We start from the raw sequence: 14,576 nt of genomic DNA on the forward strand, positions 1-14,576 counted from the left end.
TCGCCTCAGGCCAGCGGAGAGATTGCCGTCGGCAGCGCAATGATCGAGCGCATGTCGCCGGTCAGCCAGTCGGGTCCGCCCTTCGGCGGCCAGACGCCCTTGGCAACTGACTCAGCGCGCACAGCGGCGCGAGCGTCGAGACTCGCGAATGGCCAGATGTGGGTGAAGCGCGGCGGCCCGTCGAGCGCATACATCGCGATCGAGAGCGGCGACAGCTTTCCTCGCTCGGGCATGGCAGCCTCCCACGCGGCGATCGTCGGGGGAACACCGCCGTGCTTGAGACGATAGGTGCGGATCTCGTAGACGCTGCCGTATTTGCCCGGCGCGACCTGCGGCAGGAATGGGAACGGCGCGTAGGTGTCGAAGCTCATCTCGGTGATGGCCTCGCCAGCATTGAAGGGATCGGCGGTGCGCAGCGCGCGTTCGCGCTCGTCGCGCCAAGCGGCGTCATCCCCGAACGATCGCAGCACCAGGAGCTGATTGAGCGCGCCGATCTCGCTGGTCCAGCAGCCGAGCAGAGTGCCGTTGGCCTCCGGTGCCCTGACATAGTCGCCGATCCCCGCCACGACCTTGGCCGCGGTTCCGAGCTTTACCGTCAACGTTGCGATCTCGTAGAGCATGCGTCTTCTCCTTGCGGTCAGGCGGCTGCCGACCGGTTGTTCTCGAGCGGAATTCCGCCGGCGTGGTGCGCGGCGATGTAGCCGAAGGTCATGGCCGGTCCGAGCGTGATGCCACCGGATGGATAGCGACCGGCCATGATGCTCGCCATGTCGTTTCCGACGGCGTAGAGGCCGTCGATCGGTTTGGATTGTGCATCGAGCACCCGAGCATGTTCATCGGTGTTGAGGCCTGCGAAGGTGCCGAGACTGCCGGCGACGATTTTCACGGCATAAAACGGACCTGACTCGATGGGAGCGACGCATGGGTTCGGCAGATGCGCCATGTCGCCCTGCACGCGATTGTACGGCGTGTCACCGCGTCCAAAGGCGGGATCCTCGCCACGCGCGGCAAAGCGATTGTAGTGCTCGATCGTTGCCGCGAGTTCTTCGGCCGAAATGTCGCAAGCGCGTGCAAGCGCCTCGATGCTCGCGCCACGCTTCAGATAGCCGTTGCGAACCCAGGGCGAGACCGGGAAGGGCGGCGGACGTACGCGACCAAGGCCGTAGCGCTTGAGGAACCTTGCGTCGCAGATGGCCCAGGCCTCGGCCGGCGCGCCCTTGGGCGTGGCGGCGAACAGCGCCTTCATGACGTCGTGATAGGAATCGGCCTCGTTGGCAAAGCGCGCTCCATCGCTGCGCACCATGATCAGCCCAGGCTTGGCGCGCTCGATCAGATGCGGGAAGTGACCGACCGAACCGTCGCGATGCGGCACCAGCGACACCGGCGCCCAGGCGCCGGGATCGGAGACATCGTCCCGCAGCCGGCCGCCGGCAGCTTCGCCGAGGCGGATGCCGTCACCGGTATTGCTCGCCGGCGCCGCCGACCAATGCTCGTTGCCCGTCGGTGCGTGCGCGAACAACGCCGCCTTCCGTGCCGTGTCGTGCGGAAAGCCGCCGCATGCGAGCACGACGCCGCGGCGCGCCTGAATGTCGAACGTCGCGCCGTCATGCCCGACGTTTGCGCCCACGATGCGGGCTCCGTCGTTGAGGAGCGAGCGGGCCGGCGTCGCCGGCATGATGCGGACGCCGAGCGCGTCGGCGGATTTCAGCAGCCGAGCCACCAGCGCGTTGCCATTGACCAGATGCATGCCGCGACCAAAGCGCAGCAGGTCGAGCATATGCCGCGTGAGCCGGCGCGCGACGTGAAGGAAGGAGGTCGGCGACGAACGGACGTTGAGGAAATGTCTGAGATCCGCGCCCGACGCAATGCCCATCCCGAACGGAGCGGCTTCATCAAGCGGCGGCTTGAGATCACGAATGCGTGGACCGAGCTCGCGGCCGTCGATCGGCGCTGCGCAGACCGAGCGACCACCCGTCACCGCGCCCGGGCTCTTGCCGTGAAAATCAGGGATCTGATTGCCGTCGACGAAGGCCAGATGCGTCTCGCGCTGGAAGAAGTCGACCATGCGCGGGCCCTGCGCAAGGAATATCTCGACGCGGGCCGCGTCGTAGCCGTCAGCGAGCTCGTGCTGCAAATAGAGCTTGGGTTGCTCGGGGTTCTCGGCGATGCCCGCCGCCTTCGCCAGCGGATTGCGCGGGATCCACATCCAGCCGCCGGACCAGGCGGTGGTGCCGCCGAGCTGGGCCTCTTTCTCGATCACAATGACGTCGAGACCGAGCGAGGCACCGGTGACCGCGGCTGCCAGGCCTCCTGCACCGGAGCCGATGACGAGCAGATCGCAGTTGATATTGTCGTCGCTCACGCCCGTCTCCGATTCACGCAGCGCGGCGCGCCTGCGTCGCACCAAGCGCGTGACGTACTGCGCGATAGGCAAACGTGATGGCCGGGCCGATGGTGATACCGGGGCCCGGATAGGTGCCACCCATGATCGAATTGGCCTCGTTGCCGCAGGCATAAAGCCCTGCAATCGCGCTGCCGTCGGCGCGCGTCACCTGCGCCCATTCGTTGATCACTAGACCAGTGGCTGCGCCGATATCGCCAGGATAGAGCCGCACGGCGTAGTACGGCGCGGTCGAGATCGGACCGAGCGTCGGGTTTGGCGCGACCGACGGATCACCATTGACGCGATGATAGGGCGTGGTGCCGCGTCCGAAGTCCGGGTCGACGCCATCAGCGGCATAACGGTTCATCGCCGCAATCGTGCTCTCCAGGTTCGCCGCCGGCACGCCGATCCTGTTGGCGAGCTCGGCCACGGTCGCGCCCTCCGTCAGATAGCCATCGGCAAGATAGGGCGCGAGATTGCGGGTGCCCATGCGCACCATGCCGAGACCATATTTCTTCAGACCCACGGTGTCCGTGATGATGAAGCAGGGGATGCAGGCGACCCGCTTGTTGTGCTCGAACATCGCGCGGCCGAACAAATGATAGGAGACAGATTCGTTGACGAAGCGGCGCCCGGTCTGGTCGACGCAAACGGTGCCCGGCTTGCTGCGGTCCATGACGAAATGCGGGAAGCTTGCAATGCTGCCGTCGGTGCGCTTGCGGATCGAGACCGGCGCCCAGAACGCGCTGTCGAGGTTTCCTTCGCCGAGGCGCGCGCCGAGTCGCAAGGCGATGTCCTGCATGGCGCCGGTATGGCCCGGCGCGGAAGGGCTGTACGTTTCGCCCTGGGGCAATAGCTCGGCGCGGCGTCGCGGATGCCGGTTGAAGCCGCCAGCGGCAAGCACCACGCCTTGCGCGGCTGCGACGCTGCGGGTCGTGGCGCCGGATTTCAGGACGGCGCCCGTGACGGCGCTGTTCTCGGTCACGAGATCCTGCACCTCGGTACGGATCAGGATGTCGACGCCGCGCGCCTTCAACGAGGCCAGGAAACGCCCGATCAGCGCGTTGCCCATGACAAGGCGCGAGCCGCGCCGACCCCTGAGCCGATCGCCGGCATAATGCGCCAGGATCTTGACGGCGTGGGCAAGCGAGCGCCCGGACTTCCTGATGGCCAGCAGGTGACCGATATCGGTGCGGTCGACCATCATGCCGCCGAAAATCGTGAACTCCGGGATCGGCGGGCGGATCTTGTCGAGGTCCGCGCCGAGGGTGCGGCCATCGAACGGCACCGGCTCCAGGGCCCGGCCGCGCATGGTTGCGCCCTCGAACTGCTGCTCGTAGTCGGGATGAGTCGCATAGGGGCGGAACTTGACGAAGCTGTTGGCTTCGAGCGTCGCGACCGCATCCGGCGCGCTGTCGAGGAAGGCCTCGCGCATCGAGGGGGCCGAATGATTGCCGACTACGCCGTCGAGGAACTTGCTGACCTTCTCCCGGCTGTCATCGGGATTGACGCTCATGGAATGATGCGAGTTGGGGATCCAGGTGGTTGCGGCCGAGAGCGCGCTGGTGCCGCCGACATATTCGGTGCGTTCGACCAGCAGGACTTTGCGCCCCTCAATCGCCGCAAAGAGGGCGGCCGCCATGCCGGCCGCGCCCGAGCCGATCATGACCAGATCGTAGCGGGCGCCATCCGAGATCGCCTCGATGCTTTTGAACATGGCCGTCACCTCGCTCCGTCGCGCGCGAGCAGGAAATCGACCATCGAACTCTGCAGCGCGTTGTACATCTCGCTGCCGGTCGATGTCCTGCAGCCGAGGCGGCGTGCCGCTTCGACGAGTGGCGAGATCGCGGGGTTCGTGATGACGCAGCCGACAAACATGCCGGCGTTGAGTTTCGAGACATCGAGCGGAAGCGGATCGTCGGCCTTCATGCCGAGCGGCGTCGCGTTGGCGACGAGATCGAAGCCGGACGGATCGGCCGAACCCGGACCGATTTCGGCCCTGCCGAGGCTCTTCAGCTTGGCGATGAGCCGATCGCGGCGCGCCGCATCACTGTCGTGGATCGACAGCGCGCGCACGCCGGCTTCGACCAGCGCCATGGCGATCGCCGATCCGGCGCCGCCTGCACCTACCAGTATTGCGCGCTTTCCTGCGGGATCGTAGCCATTGGCGCGTACGGCGCCGACGAAGCCGAGCCCGTCGACATGGTCGCCATGCCAGCCGCCTTCGCGGCGCCGCCGCATGATGTTGACCGAGCCGAGCAGGCGGGCGCGGTCGGTCGAGCTCGCACAGAATTCGTAGCAGGCGAATTTGTGCGGAACCGTGACGATGATGCCGTCGAGATTGCGAATGTCGGTTGCGGTCGTCAGAAGGGCCTTGAGATGGTCGCTATCGACCTGCACCGGTACCAGGATTCCGTCATAGCCGCGGTCGACGAAGGCCTGCGTGACACCGGCGGGAGATTTCACCTGCGCAACGGGATCGCCGACGATGATGTTGAGGCGGGTCGCGCCGGTCAGGTTGAGGCTGATCATTGTTGGTCTCTTCTTGGTTAAGCTGCTCCGCGGGCCTGTACCGCTTCGGCCTGGACCACGCCGAGCAGGCGGGCCTGCAAGTCATGGTCACGTTCGAGGATGACCGCATCGCCCGCAAAAGCGATCTGGCCGTTCACCAGTACATAGGCGCGATCGACGATCGGCAGCACAGTCTCGGCGTGGTGTTCGACGATCACCATGGCCACCTTGCCGCGTAGCTTGATGAGCGCGTCCATCACTTCCTTGACAACGGCCGGCGCCAGCCCCTCGAACGGCTCGTCAAGCAGGATAAGCTTGCTCGGCACGACCAGGGCGCGGGCAATCGCGACCATCTGTCGCTCGCCGCCGGACAGGCTCTCGGCCTTGGCCGAGCGCCGTTCGCGCAGGCGCGGGAACAATGCGAATACCTCCTCGAGCCCGATGCCGCCGGGACGGGTCGCAAGCTGCAGGTTTTCCGTGACCGTGAGGTTGGGAAACAGCCGGCGTCCTTCGGGAACGAGGGAGATGCCGAGGCGATTGATCTCGTACGGTTTGAGGCGCGTCAGCGGCCTGCCTTCCAGTTCGATGCTGCCACCGGAGATCGCGAGCGTGCCGCTCAGGCTGCGCAGCAATGTCGTCTTGCCGACGCCGTTGCGGCCGAGCAGGGCGACGGCTTCGCCGGCATGAACGGCGAGATCAATCGCTTCGAGAACCGTGCTGCCGCCGTAGCCGGCCGACACGCCACTTGCCGCAAGCAAGAGCGACGCCTTCGCGTGGGCCGTCCGCTCCAGCGACGGCGGTGGCGGCTGGGTGCCGTCATTGGCGGCGCCGAGATAGGCCGCGATGACGTCGGGATTGGCGGCGACGTCCGACGGCCTGCCGTCGGCGATCATCCTGCCCTGGTGCAGCACCGAGATGCGGTCCGAGATCGCAAGCACGCGATCGATGTCATGCTCAATCAGCAGCACGCCGTGGCTCTGCGCGAGCTTCTTGATGAGATCGGCGACGACGACGCGGTCGGCTTCGGCGAGACCGGCAAGCGGCTCGTCCAGCATCAGCAATTTGGAATCGATGGCCAGCGTAATGCCGATCTCGAGCAGCCGCTTTGCGCCGTGCGGAAGATTGATGCACGGTTCGGCTGCGACATCGGCAAGGCCGACGGCATCGAGGATCGACCAGGTCCTGGCGTTGATCTCGTCGATCGCATAGGCATCGGCAAACAGCCGGCCCGATCCCTTGCGCTGGGCCTGTACGGCCACGCGGACGTTCTCGAACACGGTCAGGTTCTGGAAGATCGACAGGATCTGGAATGAGCGTCCGATTCCGAGCCTGGCGCGCACATGCATCGGCATTTGGGTGATATCGATGTCATCGAACACGATGCGCCCGCCGCTGGGCTTCAGCGCGCCCGAGAGCATGTTGAAGAACGTGGTCTTGCCGGCGCCGTTCGGCCCGATGATGCTGTGAAGCACGCCGCCATGGATCTCGAGATCGATACTCTTCGCCGTGACCAGGCTGCCGAAGTTCTTGCTCAATCCGATCGTCCGCAGCAGCGGCTTGCCGCGGTCGAGGCTGGTGGCGCCGCTCGCAAACGGGGCGATGACGTTGGGGCGAGGCGGAATATCGGGCCGCACGAGTGTCCAGCGCTGCCGGCCTGTGAGGCGCTGCCAGAGGCCCTGGATGCCTTCAGGCGATGTCAGCGCGAACAGCATCAGGATCGGCGCGAAGATCAGCCACCAGTTTTCTGTCACGGCCGACAGCCGGTCCTCGAGCAAGATGAAGGCGATCGCGCCCCACAACGGCCCGAGCACGTGGTGCACGCCGCCGAGCACGGTCATCAGCAGAGAATCGCCGGCATGCTGCCAGCTCAGATTGTTGGCATAGACGCCTTCGAGCATGAGGGTGAGCAGGCCTCCGCCAAAACCGACGAAGGTGCCGGTGAGGATCAGCGCACCGTGACGGAAACGATGGACGTTGTAGCCGAGGCTGCTCGCGCGCTGCTCGTTGTCACGCACCGCCTGGAGCACGCGGCCGAACGGGGAGTGGGCGATCCGCCACATCAGCCAGACGCAGGCAACGGTGACGCCGACCACGAAGACGTGGAACGACCATGGCCCGGCAAAGCTCGTGCGAGACACGCCCTGGAGTCCGTTCTCGCCGCCTGTGACGGCGGTCCATTTGAAAGCGATCTCGAAGGCGATTTGCGAGAACGCCAGCGTCAGGAGCGAGAAGTACAATCCCCTGCGGCGCAGGATGATGGCGCCGATCGCGAGCGCGAGCACCGCGGAGAACACCGTGGCGAGCAGCAGGGAGACGAGGTCGTTGCCGTAATGGCCGAGGATGAAGAAGGCGGCCGCATAGCTTGCGCAGCCGAAGAACACGGACGCGCCAAAAGGCACGTGGCCGGTATAGCCGACGAGAAGGTTCACGCCGGCGCCGTAGAGCGTATAGATCGCGATCTCCGTGATCAGCGAGATCGGTGCTCCAAGCAGCGACCACAGTCCGGTGAGGGCGGCGAGGACGATGCCAGCGACGAGCGCCGGATGGCGCAGGATAGCGAGACGTGTCACTCGAACCTCTCCCAGCGTTCGCCGAACAGTCCGCGCGGGCGGACGAGGAGAATGGCGGCCATCAAGATGTACATGGCCGCGCCGGACCATTCCGGCTGGAACTGGATGGTCATGGCGGTGGTGAGGCCGACCAGGAGGCCAGCGACGATGGCGCCGAGGAATGAGCCGAGACCGCCGATGGTGACGATCACGAAGGCGGGCATGATGGCGCCGGCCGCCATCGATGGTGTGATGGTCCAGAGCGGCGCGGCCAGCAAGCCGCCGAGACCGGCGAGCAGGCAGCCCATGCCGAATACGCCGCTGAAGACGATGGGCAGGTTGATGCCGAGCAGGCCGACCATCTCCGGATCGCGCGACCCGGCACGGATGATCCGCCCATACGGCGTGTAGGCGAGGAAGGCCCAGAATGCGACGAGCACGAGCGCGGTCGTGACCAGCACGAACATCCGGTATTTGGTGATCAGGATCGGTCCGTATTCGACGAAGCCAGCCAGGAATTTTGGTGCGGCAAAGGGCACGGGCGCGCCGCCGAAGATCAGCCGCAACACCGCCTCCGCGAGAAGCGCGAGCGCGAAAGTCAGGATCAGCCCGAGCAGCGGCTCCTTGCCGTAGAGATGCCGGATCAGGATCATCTCCACGACCACGCCGATGATCCCGGTCAGCAAGGGTGCGGCAAGCGCGGCCCACCAGCCGAATTCCTTGGCGAGCGCATAGGCGAGGTACGCGCCGACGGCGAAGAAGGCGCCATGCGCGAAGTTGACGATGCCGAGCATTCCGAAAATGATCGAGAGTCCGATCGCGATCAGAACGTAGAGAAAGCCGAGCACCAGGCCGTTGACGGCCTGCGACAGGATCATGTCGAGCATGGCGACATCCGTTTCGGATTAGGGTGGCGCGATGGCGAAAGCGCTGGGCTTGCGCCGCCGCGTTGTCCCGAGGTCAACCTCAGAGCGAGTCCATCTTGCAGGCGCCGTCGCCGGCCGAACCGAAGGCCTTTGCGATGTCCTCCGGCGTCTTCGGCAGCTCGGCCTTGACGTCGAAATAGTCCCATTTGTCTGATATCTTGGGATGGATGCCGGCGACCAGGAGACGGCTAGTCATCTGGTGATCGAAATCGCGGTAACCGATGTCGATGTCGCCGCGGCGATACTTCCAGCTCTCGAGCGCCTGCACGATTGCGGCGGGCTCGGTCGATTTCGCCAACTCGATCGAGTCGAGCAGGCTCTTCATGCCGAGCCAGCCCATCCAGGCCTTGTCCGCTGCGGGCCTGTTGTATTTCTTCTCATAGGCTGCAGCCATCGACTGCTCCTCAGGCGAGTTGTTCGGATTCTTGTACCACCAGGTGATGGTGTAGAGCCCGTCGGCGGCGTCGGGCCCGACGCCCCACAGATCGGTATTGCCGACCGAGATCTCGGCGAATGGGATCTTGCCCTTCATGCCGAGCTCGTTCCACTGCTTGAGGAAGGTGGTGAGGTCGCTGGCGGCGATACCGCCGATCACGACGTCGGGCTTGGCCGCGCGGATCTTCAGGATGAAGGAGGAGTAGTCCGGCGTTCCGACCGGTACCTCGTCGGCCCCGACGACCGTGCCGCCGTTGGCGGTGATGTAGTCGTTGAAGGCGCGCTTGATATCCTGGCCGAACGCATAGGATGCGGTCAGGAGGTACCACTTCTTGCCGATCGAGGCGCAGTAGGGGGCAAGAACACGGGCGTGAACATCGACCGGAGGCTGCAGGCGGAACGTATATTTGTTGCAGGATTTTCCGGTCAGGTCACCAGCTGCGGCATTGGCGGCGACGTAGGGAATCTTGGCTTTCTTGGCGACCGACGAGATCGCAAGCGCGAAGGAGGACAGCGCGCCGCCGACCATGCCGACGACCTTCTGCTCGCCGACGAGGCGTTCCGCGCTCTGCTGCGCCCCCTGCGGATTGGGCTCGTCCAGCCAGACGATCTCGGCGGGTCGTCCCAACAGCGTGTTGTTGCGTTGTTCCAGCGCGAGCATGCCGCCCTGGGCGAGATATTCGGCCTGGTCGACGATCGAGCCGGTCTTGGCCCAGATCATTCCGATCTTGATCGGCTCGGCGGCAGCCGCATTGCCGACATAGGGCATGCTTAGGCGCGAGGCCGCGAGCGACGTTGCACCCAGGAGCAGGCCGCGCCGGCCAATGCAAAAGCCTGTCGTCGCAAGTGTCTTCTTCCGGTCCGACATTTCGTTCCTCCCTTCTGACATGCGCCGGTCGTTGCCGGCGGGCCGTCCAAGCGGCTCTTGAGGCTTGCCCTAACACGACTGGAATTGGATTCCAATATCGAAATTGAAAAATTGGAATCCAATTCCAATTTCGTGGGCGGCATGCTAGAAGCCATGTTCGGGAGCAACGCCAGTTCAAGAGGATGCGGAATGACAGAGATCGCCGTGGCGGTGATCGGGGCCGGCGCTATCGGACGGGCCCATTGCGAAACGATCGGCCGATCCGCGAGCTGCAAGCTTGCGGCAATCGCCGAACCTGCCGCGGCGGGAAGGGCCTATGCGGAGAGTCTCGGCGTGCCCTGGCACGCCGACGCGCGCGAACTCCTCAGTGCAGTGAAGCCGGATGCGGCGATCATCGCCACACCGAATGCAACCCACCGCGAGTTCGCGATCGCCTGCATCGAGCGCGGCGTCGTGGCGCTGGTCGAGAAACCGATCGCGAGCACGCTTGCCGATGCCGCGGCGATTGCGGCCGCTTCGGAGCGCGCAGGCGTGCCGGTTCTGGTCGGCCACCATCGGCGGCACAACCCGGTCACGCGGAGGGCCCGCGCCCTGATTGCCGAGGGTGCGCTTGGTCGGTTGACCAGCGCAACCGTGCTCGCGACCTTCTACAAGCCCGCCGACTATTTCGACGTCGCATGGCGCCGGGAGCCCGGAGGCGGCCCGGTGTTGATCAACCTCATTCACGAGATCGATCTCGTCCGCCATCTCTGCGGCGAGATCGCGTCCGTGCAGGCCATCGTCTCCAACGCCGTGCGCGGTTTCGACGTCGAGGACAGCGCGGCGATCCTGCTCCGGCTCGCCAATGGTGCCCTGGTGACGCTCAGTCTCAGCGACACTGCGGCGTCCCCGTGGAGCTGGGATCTCGCCAGCGGCGAGAGTCCGAACTATCCGCCGCAGCCGGTTCCGGTGCAGACGCATTTCCTCAACGGGACCGAAGGCGCACTCGCGCTGCCGACGCTCGACTATTGGCATTATGCGTCGGCGAAGAGCTGGTTTGCCCCGATCTCGCGCGACATGGTCGACGTCGAGCGCGGTGATCCCTATCGCGCGCAGATTGATCATCTGGCGCGGGTGGTCAGGGCTGAGGAAGCCCCGCTGATTACCGCGCGCGACGGCATGCTGACCCTGCAGGCCACGATGGCCGTTCACAAAGCCGCCAAAACCGGTCAGATAGTGCGGCCTGTTCAGGAGGTGGAATTGTGAATCAGGATGCTGCCTTGATGCTGAAGAATGCCGACCCCGCGGATGCGCCGAGCGGCCTGCTGGAACGGACGCTCGGCGTGCTCGAGCTGCTCGCAACGAATGCGCACGGCATGCAGTTGTTCGAGATCGCCGATTCGTTGCACATTCCCCGCAGCGCCACCCATCGCGTGCTGACGAGCCTGATCGATCATGGTTACGTCAAGCAGGAGCGCGAGCAGGGCGCCTATCAGCTCACAGCGAAGATCGCCTCGCTCGCCTTCACCTTTCTCGCCGGCAGCGGCATCACCGATTTCGCGCAGCCGCTATTGGACCGCCTGGCGCGGGAAAGCGGCGAGCTGGTGCGTCTCGCCATGATCGACGGGCGGGAACTCGTGTGGGTGGCCAAGGCGCAGGGTTCGCCCGCCGGCCTGCGTTACGATCCGGACATGGGGCAAGTGGGACGGCTGTCCTGCTCGGCCAGCGGACATGCGTGGCTGTCGTGCCTCTCGGACGAAGATGCGCGCGCGTTGGTCGAGAAGCAGGGGTATGGGCTGCGCAAGGATTATGGTCCGCGAGCACCCGAGAGCTGGCCGGCGCTGCTGAAATATCTGCGTCTGACGCGCAAGCGCGGTGTCAGCATCTGCGTGCAGACCTATACGCCCTGGATGAGCGCGACCGCTGCACCGATCCGTCATCCCAAGTCCAAGGAGGTGACCGGAGCCGTGGTGATCGCGGGTCCTCACATCCGCCTGACTGAGGAACGCATGTTCGAGCTCGCGCCGGCGCTGCTGCAGACCGCGCAGGAGCTCTCGATGGCGACGCTTGCCTCGCCCGGCCTCTACGGCCGCGTCGCGCGTCCCGGCGAGAGCTTCTTCGACGCCGGCTCCTGAGCGGGAGGGTTAACGATGAGGATCCTGATCACGGGCGGCGGCGGTTTCATCGGCGCTTGGCTGGCGCGGCGGCTTGCGGCCGATGGCCATCGGCCGCGGGTGTTCGAGCCGGTCGAGCGTTCGGCCCAGTTCAGCGGGATTGTCGGGGCCGTCGCTGGCTCGGTGGAGTGGCGCATCGGCGATATCGCGGATGGGCAAGCCGTGCGAGCGGCAGCAGAGGGCTGCGACGCAATTGTTCATCTCGCCGGTGTGCTGACGCCCGCCTGCAAGGCCGATCCCGTGCGTGGCGCCATGATCAATCTCATCGGCACGCTGAACGTGTTCAATGCGGCGCAGGCGCTCGGCATTCGTCGCATCGTCTACACCAGCAGCGCCGGAGTCTATGGTCCCGATGATGAGGCGACGCCGCGTCCGATCACCCATTACGGCACGTTCAAGCTCGCCTGCGAAGGCAGTGCGAGGGCCTACTGGGAGGATCATGGCATCGCCAGCACCGGCTTTCGGCCCTACATCGTGTACGGCTATGGCCGCGAAACCGGATTGACCGCCGGCCCGTCGCTCGCCTGCCGCGCGGCGGCACGCGGCGAAAGTTACGTCATTCCTTACATCGGCACTGCCGGTCTCGTGTTTGTCGACGACGTGGTCGCAGCTTACGAGGCGGCGCTTCGGCGCGAGCCTCACGGCGCGCATGTCTTCAATCTGCCGGGCGAGGTGGCTTCGAACGATGATGTCGTCGCGGCCGTGCACGCCGTCGTGCCGGCCGCAGCGATCGGCGTCGATGGACCCGTGCTTCCATTCGCGCAGGATATCGGCGAAGGCGACTTGCGGGCCGTGTTCCCCGGCTTGCCTGCGACCTCGTTGCGCGACGGTATCGGTCGCACCATCGAGCTCTACCGGGCGGCGCCATGACGCTCCCGCTGCTCGGCGCCCATACCTTCGGCCTCGCCTGGGATTGTGCCGCCGATGAGGCGATCGAGCGGCTGGCTGCGGCTGGCTATCGTTCCATCCAGTTGATGGCGACGCCGCCGCACTTCAATCCCTGGATAGAGGATGCCGCGCGCACGCGACGACTTCGCGCGCTGATCGAGCGTCACGGCCTGTCGCTGCTGGCGCTCGACCTCGCCAGCAGCGACGTCAATCTCGCGAGCCCTTCGCCGCATGTGGTCGATTTTGCGGTGTCGTCTTATGCGGCCGCGATTGATCGTGCCTCCGAGCTCGGCGCGCGCTGGATCTGCGTCGGCTCCGGCCGACGTCACGCGCTGTTCGCAAAGGCCAACGATCGCTTGATGGCGAGCTTTCGTGACGCCTTCGCCCGCATCCATGACAAGGCGCAGCGTGCCGGCATTCCGATCATCCTCGAAAACCATCCGCAGGGGCTGCTCGCCACTGCCGCCGATACCGCACGCTTTCTCGACGCCGAAGGCTACGCCGACATGCCGGTAATCTACGATGTCGCCAACGCCTTTGCGATCGGCGAGGACCCGGTCGAGGGACTCAAGGCGTTGTCGCCGCGCCTCGGCATCGTGCATTTGTCCGACGCCCCGAAAGGGCAGTGGCGGCATGATCCGATCGGCTCGGGCGCGATCGATTTTACGGCGATTGCCACGTGGCTCCGGCAGCAGGCCTATGACGGCAACGTCGTACTCGAGATCTTGTCGGAGCAGCCGCTCAGGGATATCGACGAAGGCGCTGCCATGCTCCAGCGGCAGGGACTGGTCTTTTCCCTCGAGAGCTGATTGCGGAGTGCGGGCTCAACCGGCCGCCGTGTGGGGAACATCGGAAAGCAGCCGCTCGCGAAATCGTCCAGGCGACAAGCCCACATTGCGGGAGAAGAACCGGTTGAAATAGGCCGGATCGGCATAGCCAAGTGCGGCGCCGATCTCGTTCACAGTCATGCCGGAATAGACCAGGTTGCGCTTGGCCTCCGTGAGCAGCCGATCATTGATCAGCGCCAGCGACGATTTCCCCGTCGTCATCCGGCAACAGGCGTTGAGGCGCGCCGCCGTTACGCCGAGCTTGCGCGCGTAGACCTCGAGCGAGGTATGATGGCGATAGTGCTTTTCGACCAGCTCGCGAAAGCGCATCACAGTCTCCGCTTCCCGCGCGCTGGAGATCGGGCGGACGCGCTCCTGCTCGAGCAGCCGGCGCACCGTCACCGCGAGCAGTTGCAGATAGGCCTTGATGGCGGTGCGGCGGCCAGGTGCCGACCAGACGAATTCGTGCTCGAGCGAGGCGAACAGGCCGACGAGATCGATGTCCCGGCCGATCTGTTGCGGCAGGAAGCGCGCCGGCAGACGAAAGCCGTCGACGAGGTCGGCATCGTCATCGAGCGCGGATTGCAGGAAAGGCGGCGCCACGGTGATGACATAGCCGTCGGTGCCGGGCTTGAAGCGGATGGCATGGATCGTCAGCGCCGGAATGATGACCAGCGACGGCGGCGACACTTCCCAGCTCACACCTTCGACCTCGATGGCGCCGCCACCCTTGCTGATCACCAGGATCTGATGGTGGTCGGGATGGCTGTGGGTCCGGATTGTCCAATTGTGCCGGCCGCTGCGCACTGGAATCGGTTCGATATGAAGGAAGGAAGGCTCGACATCCGGCGCCGCCTCCTCATACAAAAAATAGTGCGGGATCATGTCTGAGGTTCCCTCCGCGGCGACAGGGGCAACCGCCGGTCGCTGCACTGCGGCTATGAAAAGTACAATACAAAAGGAGTTTCGTCCATTGGCGGCGTCGCCCGGCGCGCCTATCCAGAGTTTCGCGCGTCATCGGACAGAACAAGACGAC

The 14,576-nt window shown here is 65.3% G+C and carries 12 protein-coding genes; 4 read left to right on the forward strand and 8 right to left on the reverse strand.

Annotated features, from left to right (window positions below; all coding sequences use genetic code 11):
* Nucleotides 1-5 precede the first annotated feature (5 nt).
* The 7 genes from QA640_RS13295 to QA640_RS13325 form a co-directional block, all read right to left on the reverse strand.
* Nucleotides 6-620: an NIPSNAP family protein gene (locus tag QA640_RS13295; protein WP_283041087.1), complete on the reverse strand. Its 615-nt coding sequence runs from the start codon at nucleotides 618-620 to the stop codon at nucleotides 6-8.
* A gap of 17 nt (nucleotides 621-637) precedes the next feature.
* Nucleotides 638-2,362 carry an FAD-dependent oxidoreductase gene (locus QA640_RS13300; protein ID WP_283041088.1) on the reverse strand — a complete coding sequence of 575 codons (1,725 nt, stop codon included), beginning with the start codon at nucleotides 2,360-2,362 and terminating at the stop codon, nucleotides 638-640.
* A gap of 13 nt (nucleotides 2,363-2,375) precedes the next feature.
* A complete protein-coding gene (locus tag QA640_RS13305) occupies nucleotides 2,376-4,100 on the reverse strand; it encodes an FAD-dependent oxidoreductase (RefSeq protein ID WP_283041089.1) in 1,725 nt (574 codons plus the stop codon).
* Between the two features lie 5 nt (nucleotides 4,101-4,105).
* Nucleotides 4,106-4,915, reverse strand: a complete 810-nt coding sequence (locus tag QA640_RS13310; protein ID WP_283041090.1) for a shikimate dehydrogenase — start codon at nucleotides 4,913-4,915, stop codon at nucleotides 4,106-4,108.
* Nucleotides 4,916-4,932: 17 nt separating this feature from the next.
* Nucleotides 4,933-7,464 (reverse strand): branched-chain amino acid ABC transporter ATP-binding protein/permease, encoded by a 2,532-nt coding sequence (locus QA640_RS13315; protein WP_349253718.1) that lies wholly within the window; start codon nucleotides 7,462-7,464, stop codon nucleotides 4,933-4,935.
* The gene (locus tag QA640_RS13320; RefSeq protein ID WP_283041093.1) at nucleotides 7,461-8,330 is read right to left on the reverse strand and encodes a branched-chain amino acid ABC transporter permease; all 870 of its coding nucleotides are present in this window, start codon (nucleotides 8,328-8,330) and stop codon (nucleotides 7,461-7,463) included. The genes QA640_RS13315 and QA640_RS13320 overlap by 4 nt, the downstream gene beginning before the upstream one ends.
* Before the next feature lie 79 nt (nucleotides 8,331-8,409).
* Nucleotides 8,410-9,672 carry an ABC transporter substrate-binding protein gene (locus tag QA640_RS13325; RefSeq protein ID WP_283041095.1) on the reverse strand — a complete coding sequence of 421 codons (1,263 nt, stop codon included), beginning with the start codon at nucleotides 9,670-9,672 and terminating at the stop codon, nucleotides 8,410-8,412.
* Between the two features lie 189 nt (nucleotides 9,673-9,861).
* Between QA640_RS13325 and QA640_RS13330 the strand changes: the two genes are divergently transcribed.
* Genes QA640_RS13330 through QA640_RS13345 form a run of 4 tightly spaced genes read left to right on the forward strand, consistent with a single transcriptional unit; the run spans nucleotide 9,862 to nucleotide 13,522 of the window.
* Nucleotides 9,862-10,917 carry a Gfo/Idh/MocA family oxidoreductase gene (locus tag QA640_RS13330; RefSeq protein WP_283041097.1) on the forward strand — a complete coding sequence of 352 codons (1,056 nt, stop codon included), beginning with the start codon at nucleotides 9,862-9,864 and terminating at the stop codon, nucleotides 10,915-10,917.
* On the forward strand, nucleotides 10,914-11,786 hold the full coding sequence (locus QA640_RS13335) for an IclR family transcriptional regulator (RefSeq protein WP_283041098.1): 873 nt from the start codon (nucleotides 10,914-10,916) through the stop codon (nucleotides 11,784-11,786). Before QA640_RS13330 ends, QA640_RS13335 begins: the two co-directional genes overlap by 4 nt.
* Before the next feature lie 15 nt (nucleotides 11,787-11,801).
* Nucleotides 11,802-12,695, forward strand: a complete 894-nt coding sequence (locus tag QA640_RS13340; RefSeq protein ID WP_283041100.1) for an SDR family oxidoreductase — start codon at nucleotides 11,802-11,804, stop codon at nucleotides 12,693-12,695.
* Nucleotides 12,692-13,522 carry a sugar phosphate isomerase/epimerase family protein gene (locus QA640_RS13345; protein WP_283041101.1) on the forward strand — a complete coding sequence of 277 codons (831 nt, stop codon included), beginning with the start codon at nucleotides 12,692-12,694 and terminating at the stop codon, nucleotides 13,520-13,522. Before QA640_RS13340 ends, QA640_RS13345 begins: the two co-directional genes overlap by 4 nt.
* Before the next feature lie 15 nt (nucleotides 13,523-13,537).
* Here the strand turns inward: QA640_RS13345 and QA640_RS13350 are convergent, their stop codons facing one another.
* Nucleotides 13,538-14,425: a helix-turn-helix domain-containing protein gene (locus QA640_RS13350; protein WP_283041102.1), complete on the reverse strand. Its 888-nt coding sequence runs from the start codon at nucleotides 14,423-14,425 to the stop codon at nucleotides 13,538-13,540.
* Between the last annotated feature and the right edge of the window lie 151 nt (nucleotides 14,426-14,576).

The organism is Bradyrhizobium sp. CB82, assembly GCF_029714405.1.
Lineage (GTDB): Bacteria > Pseudomonadota > Alphaproteobacteria > Rhizobiales > Xanthobacteraceae > Bradyrhizobium.

What these genes read in the sequence shown, in the direction of transcription:
- QA640_RS13295 (WP_283041087.1), bottom strand. Translation starts at nt 620, where the DNA reads ATGCTCTACGAGATCGCAACGTTGACGGTAAAGCTCGGAACCGCGGCC.
- QA640_RS13305 (WP_283041089.1), bottom strand. Translation starts at nt 4,100, where the DNA reads ATGTTCAAAAGCATCGAGGCGATCTCGGATGGCGCCCGCTACGATCTG.
- QA640_RS13310 (WP_283041090.1), bottom strand. Translation starts at nt 4,915, where the DNA reads ATGATCAGCCTCAACCTGACCGGCGCGACCCGCCTCAACATCATCGTC.
- QA640_RS13320 (WP_283041093.1), bottom strand. Translation starts at nt 8,330, where the DNA reads ATGCTCGACATGATCCTGTCGCAGGCCGTCAACGGCCTGGTGCTCGGC.
- QA640_RS13325 (WP_283041095.1), bottom strand. Translation starts at nt 9,672, where the DNA reads ATGTCGGACCGGAAGAAGACACTTGCGACGACAGGCTTTTGCATTGGC.
- QA640_RS13330 (WP_283041097.1), top strand. Translation starts at nt 9,862, where the DNA reads ATGACAGAGATCGCCGTGGCGGTGATCGGGGCCGGCGCTATCGGACGG.
- QA640_RS13340 (WP_283041100.1), top strand. Translation starts at nt 11,802, where the DNA reads ATGAGGATCCTGATCACGGGCGGCGGCGGTTTCATCGGCGCTTGGCTG.
- QA640_RS13345 (WP_283041101.1), top strand. Translation starts at nt 12,692, where the DNA reads ATGACGCTCCCGCTGCTCGGCGCCCATACCTTCGGCCTCGCCTGGGAT.
- QA640_RS13350 (WP_283041102.1), bottom strand. Translation starts at nt 14,425, where the DNA reads ATGATCCCGCACTATTTTTTGTATGAGGAGGCGGCGCCGGATGTCGAG.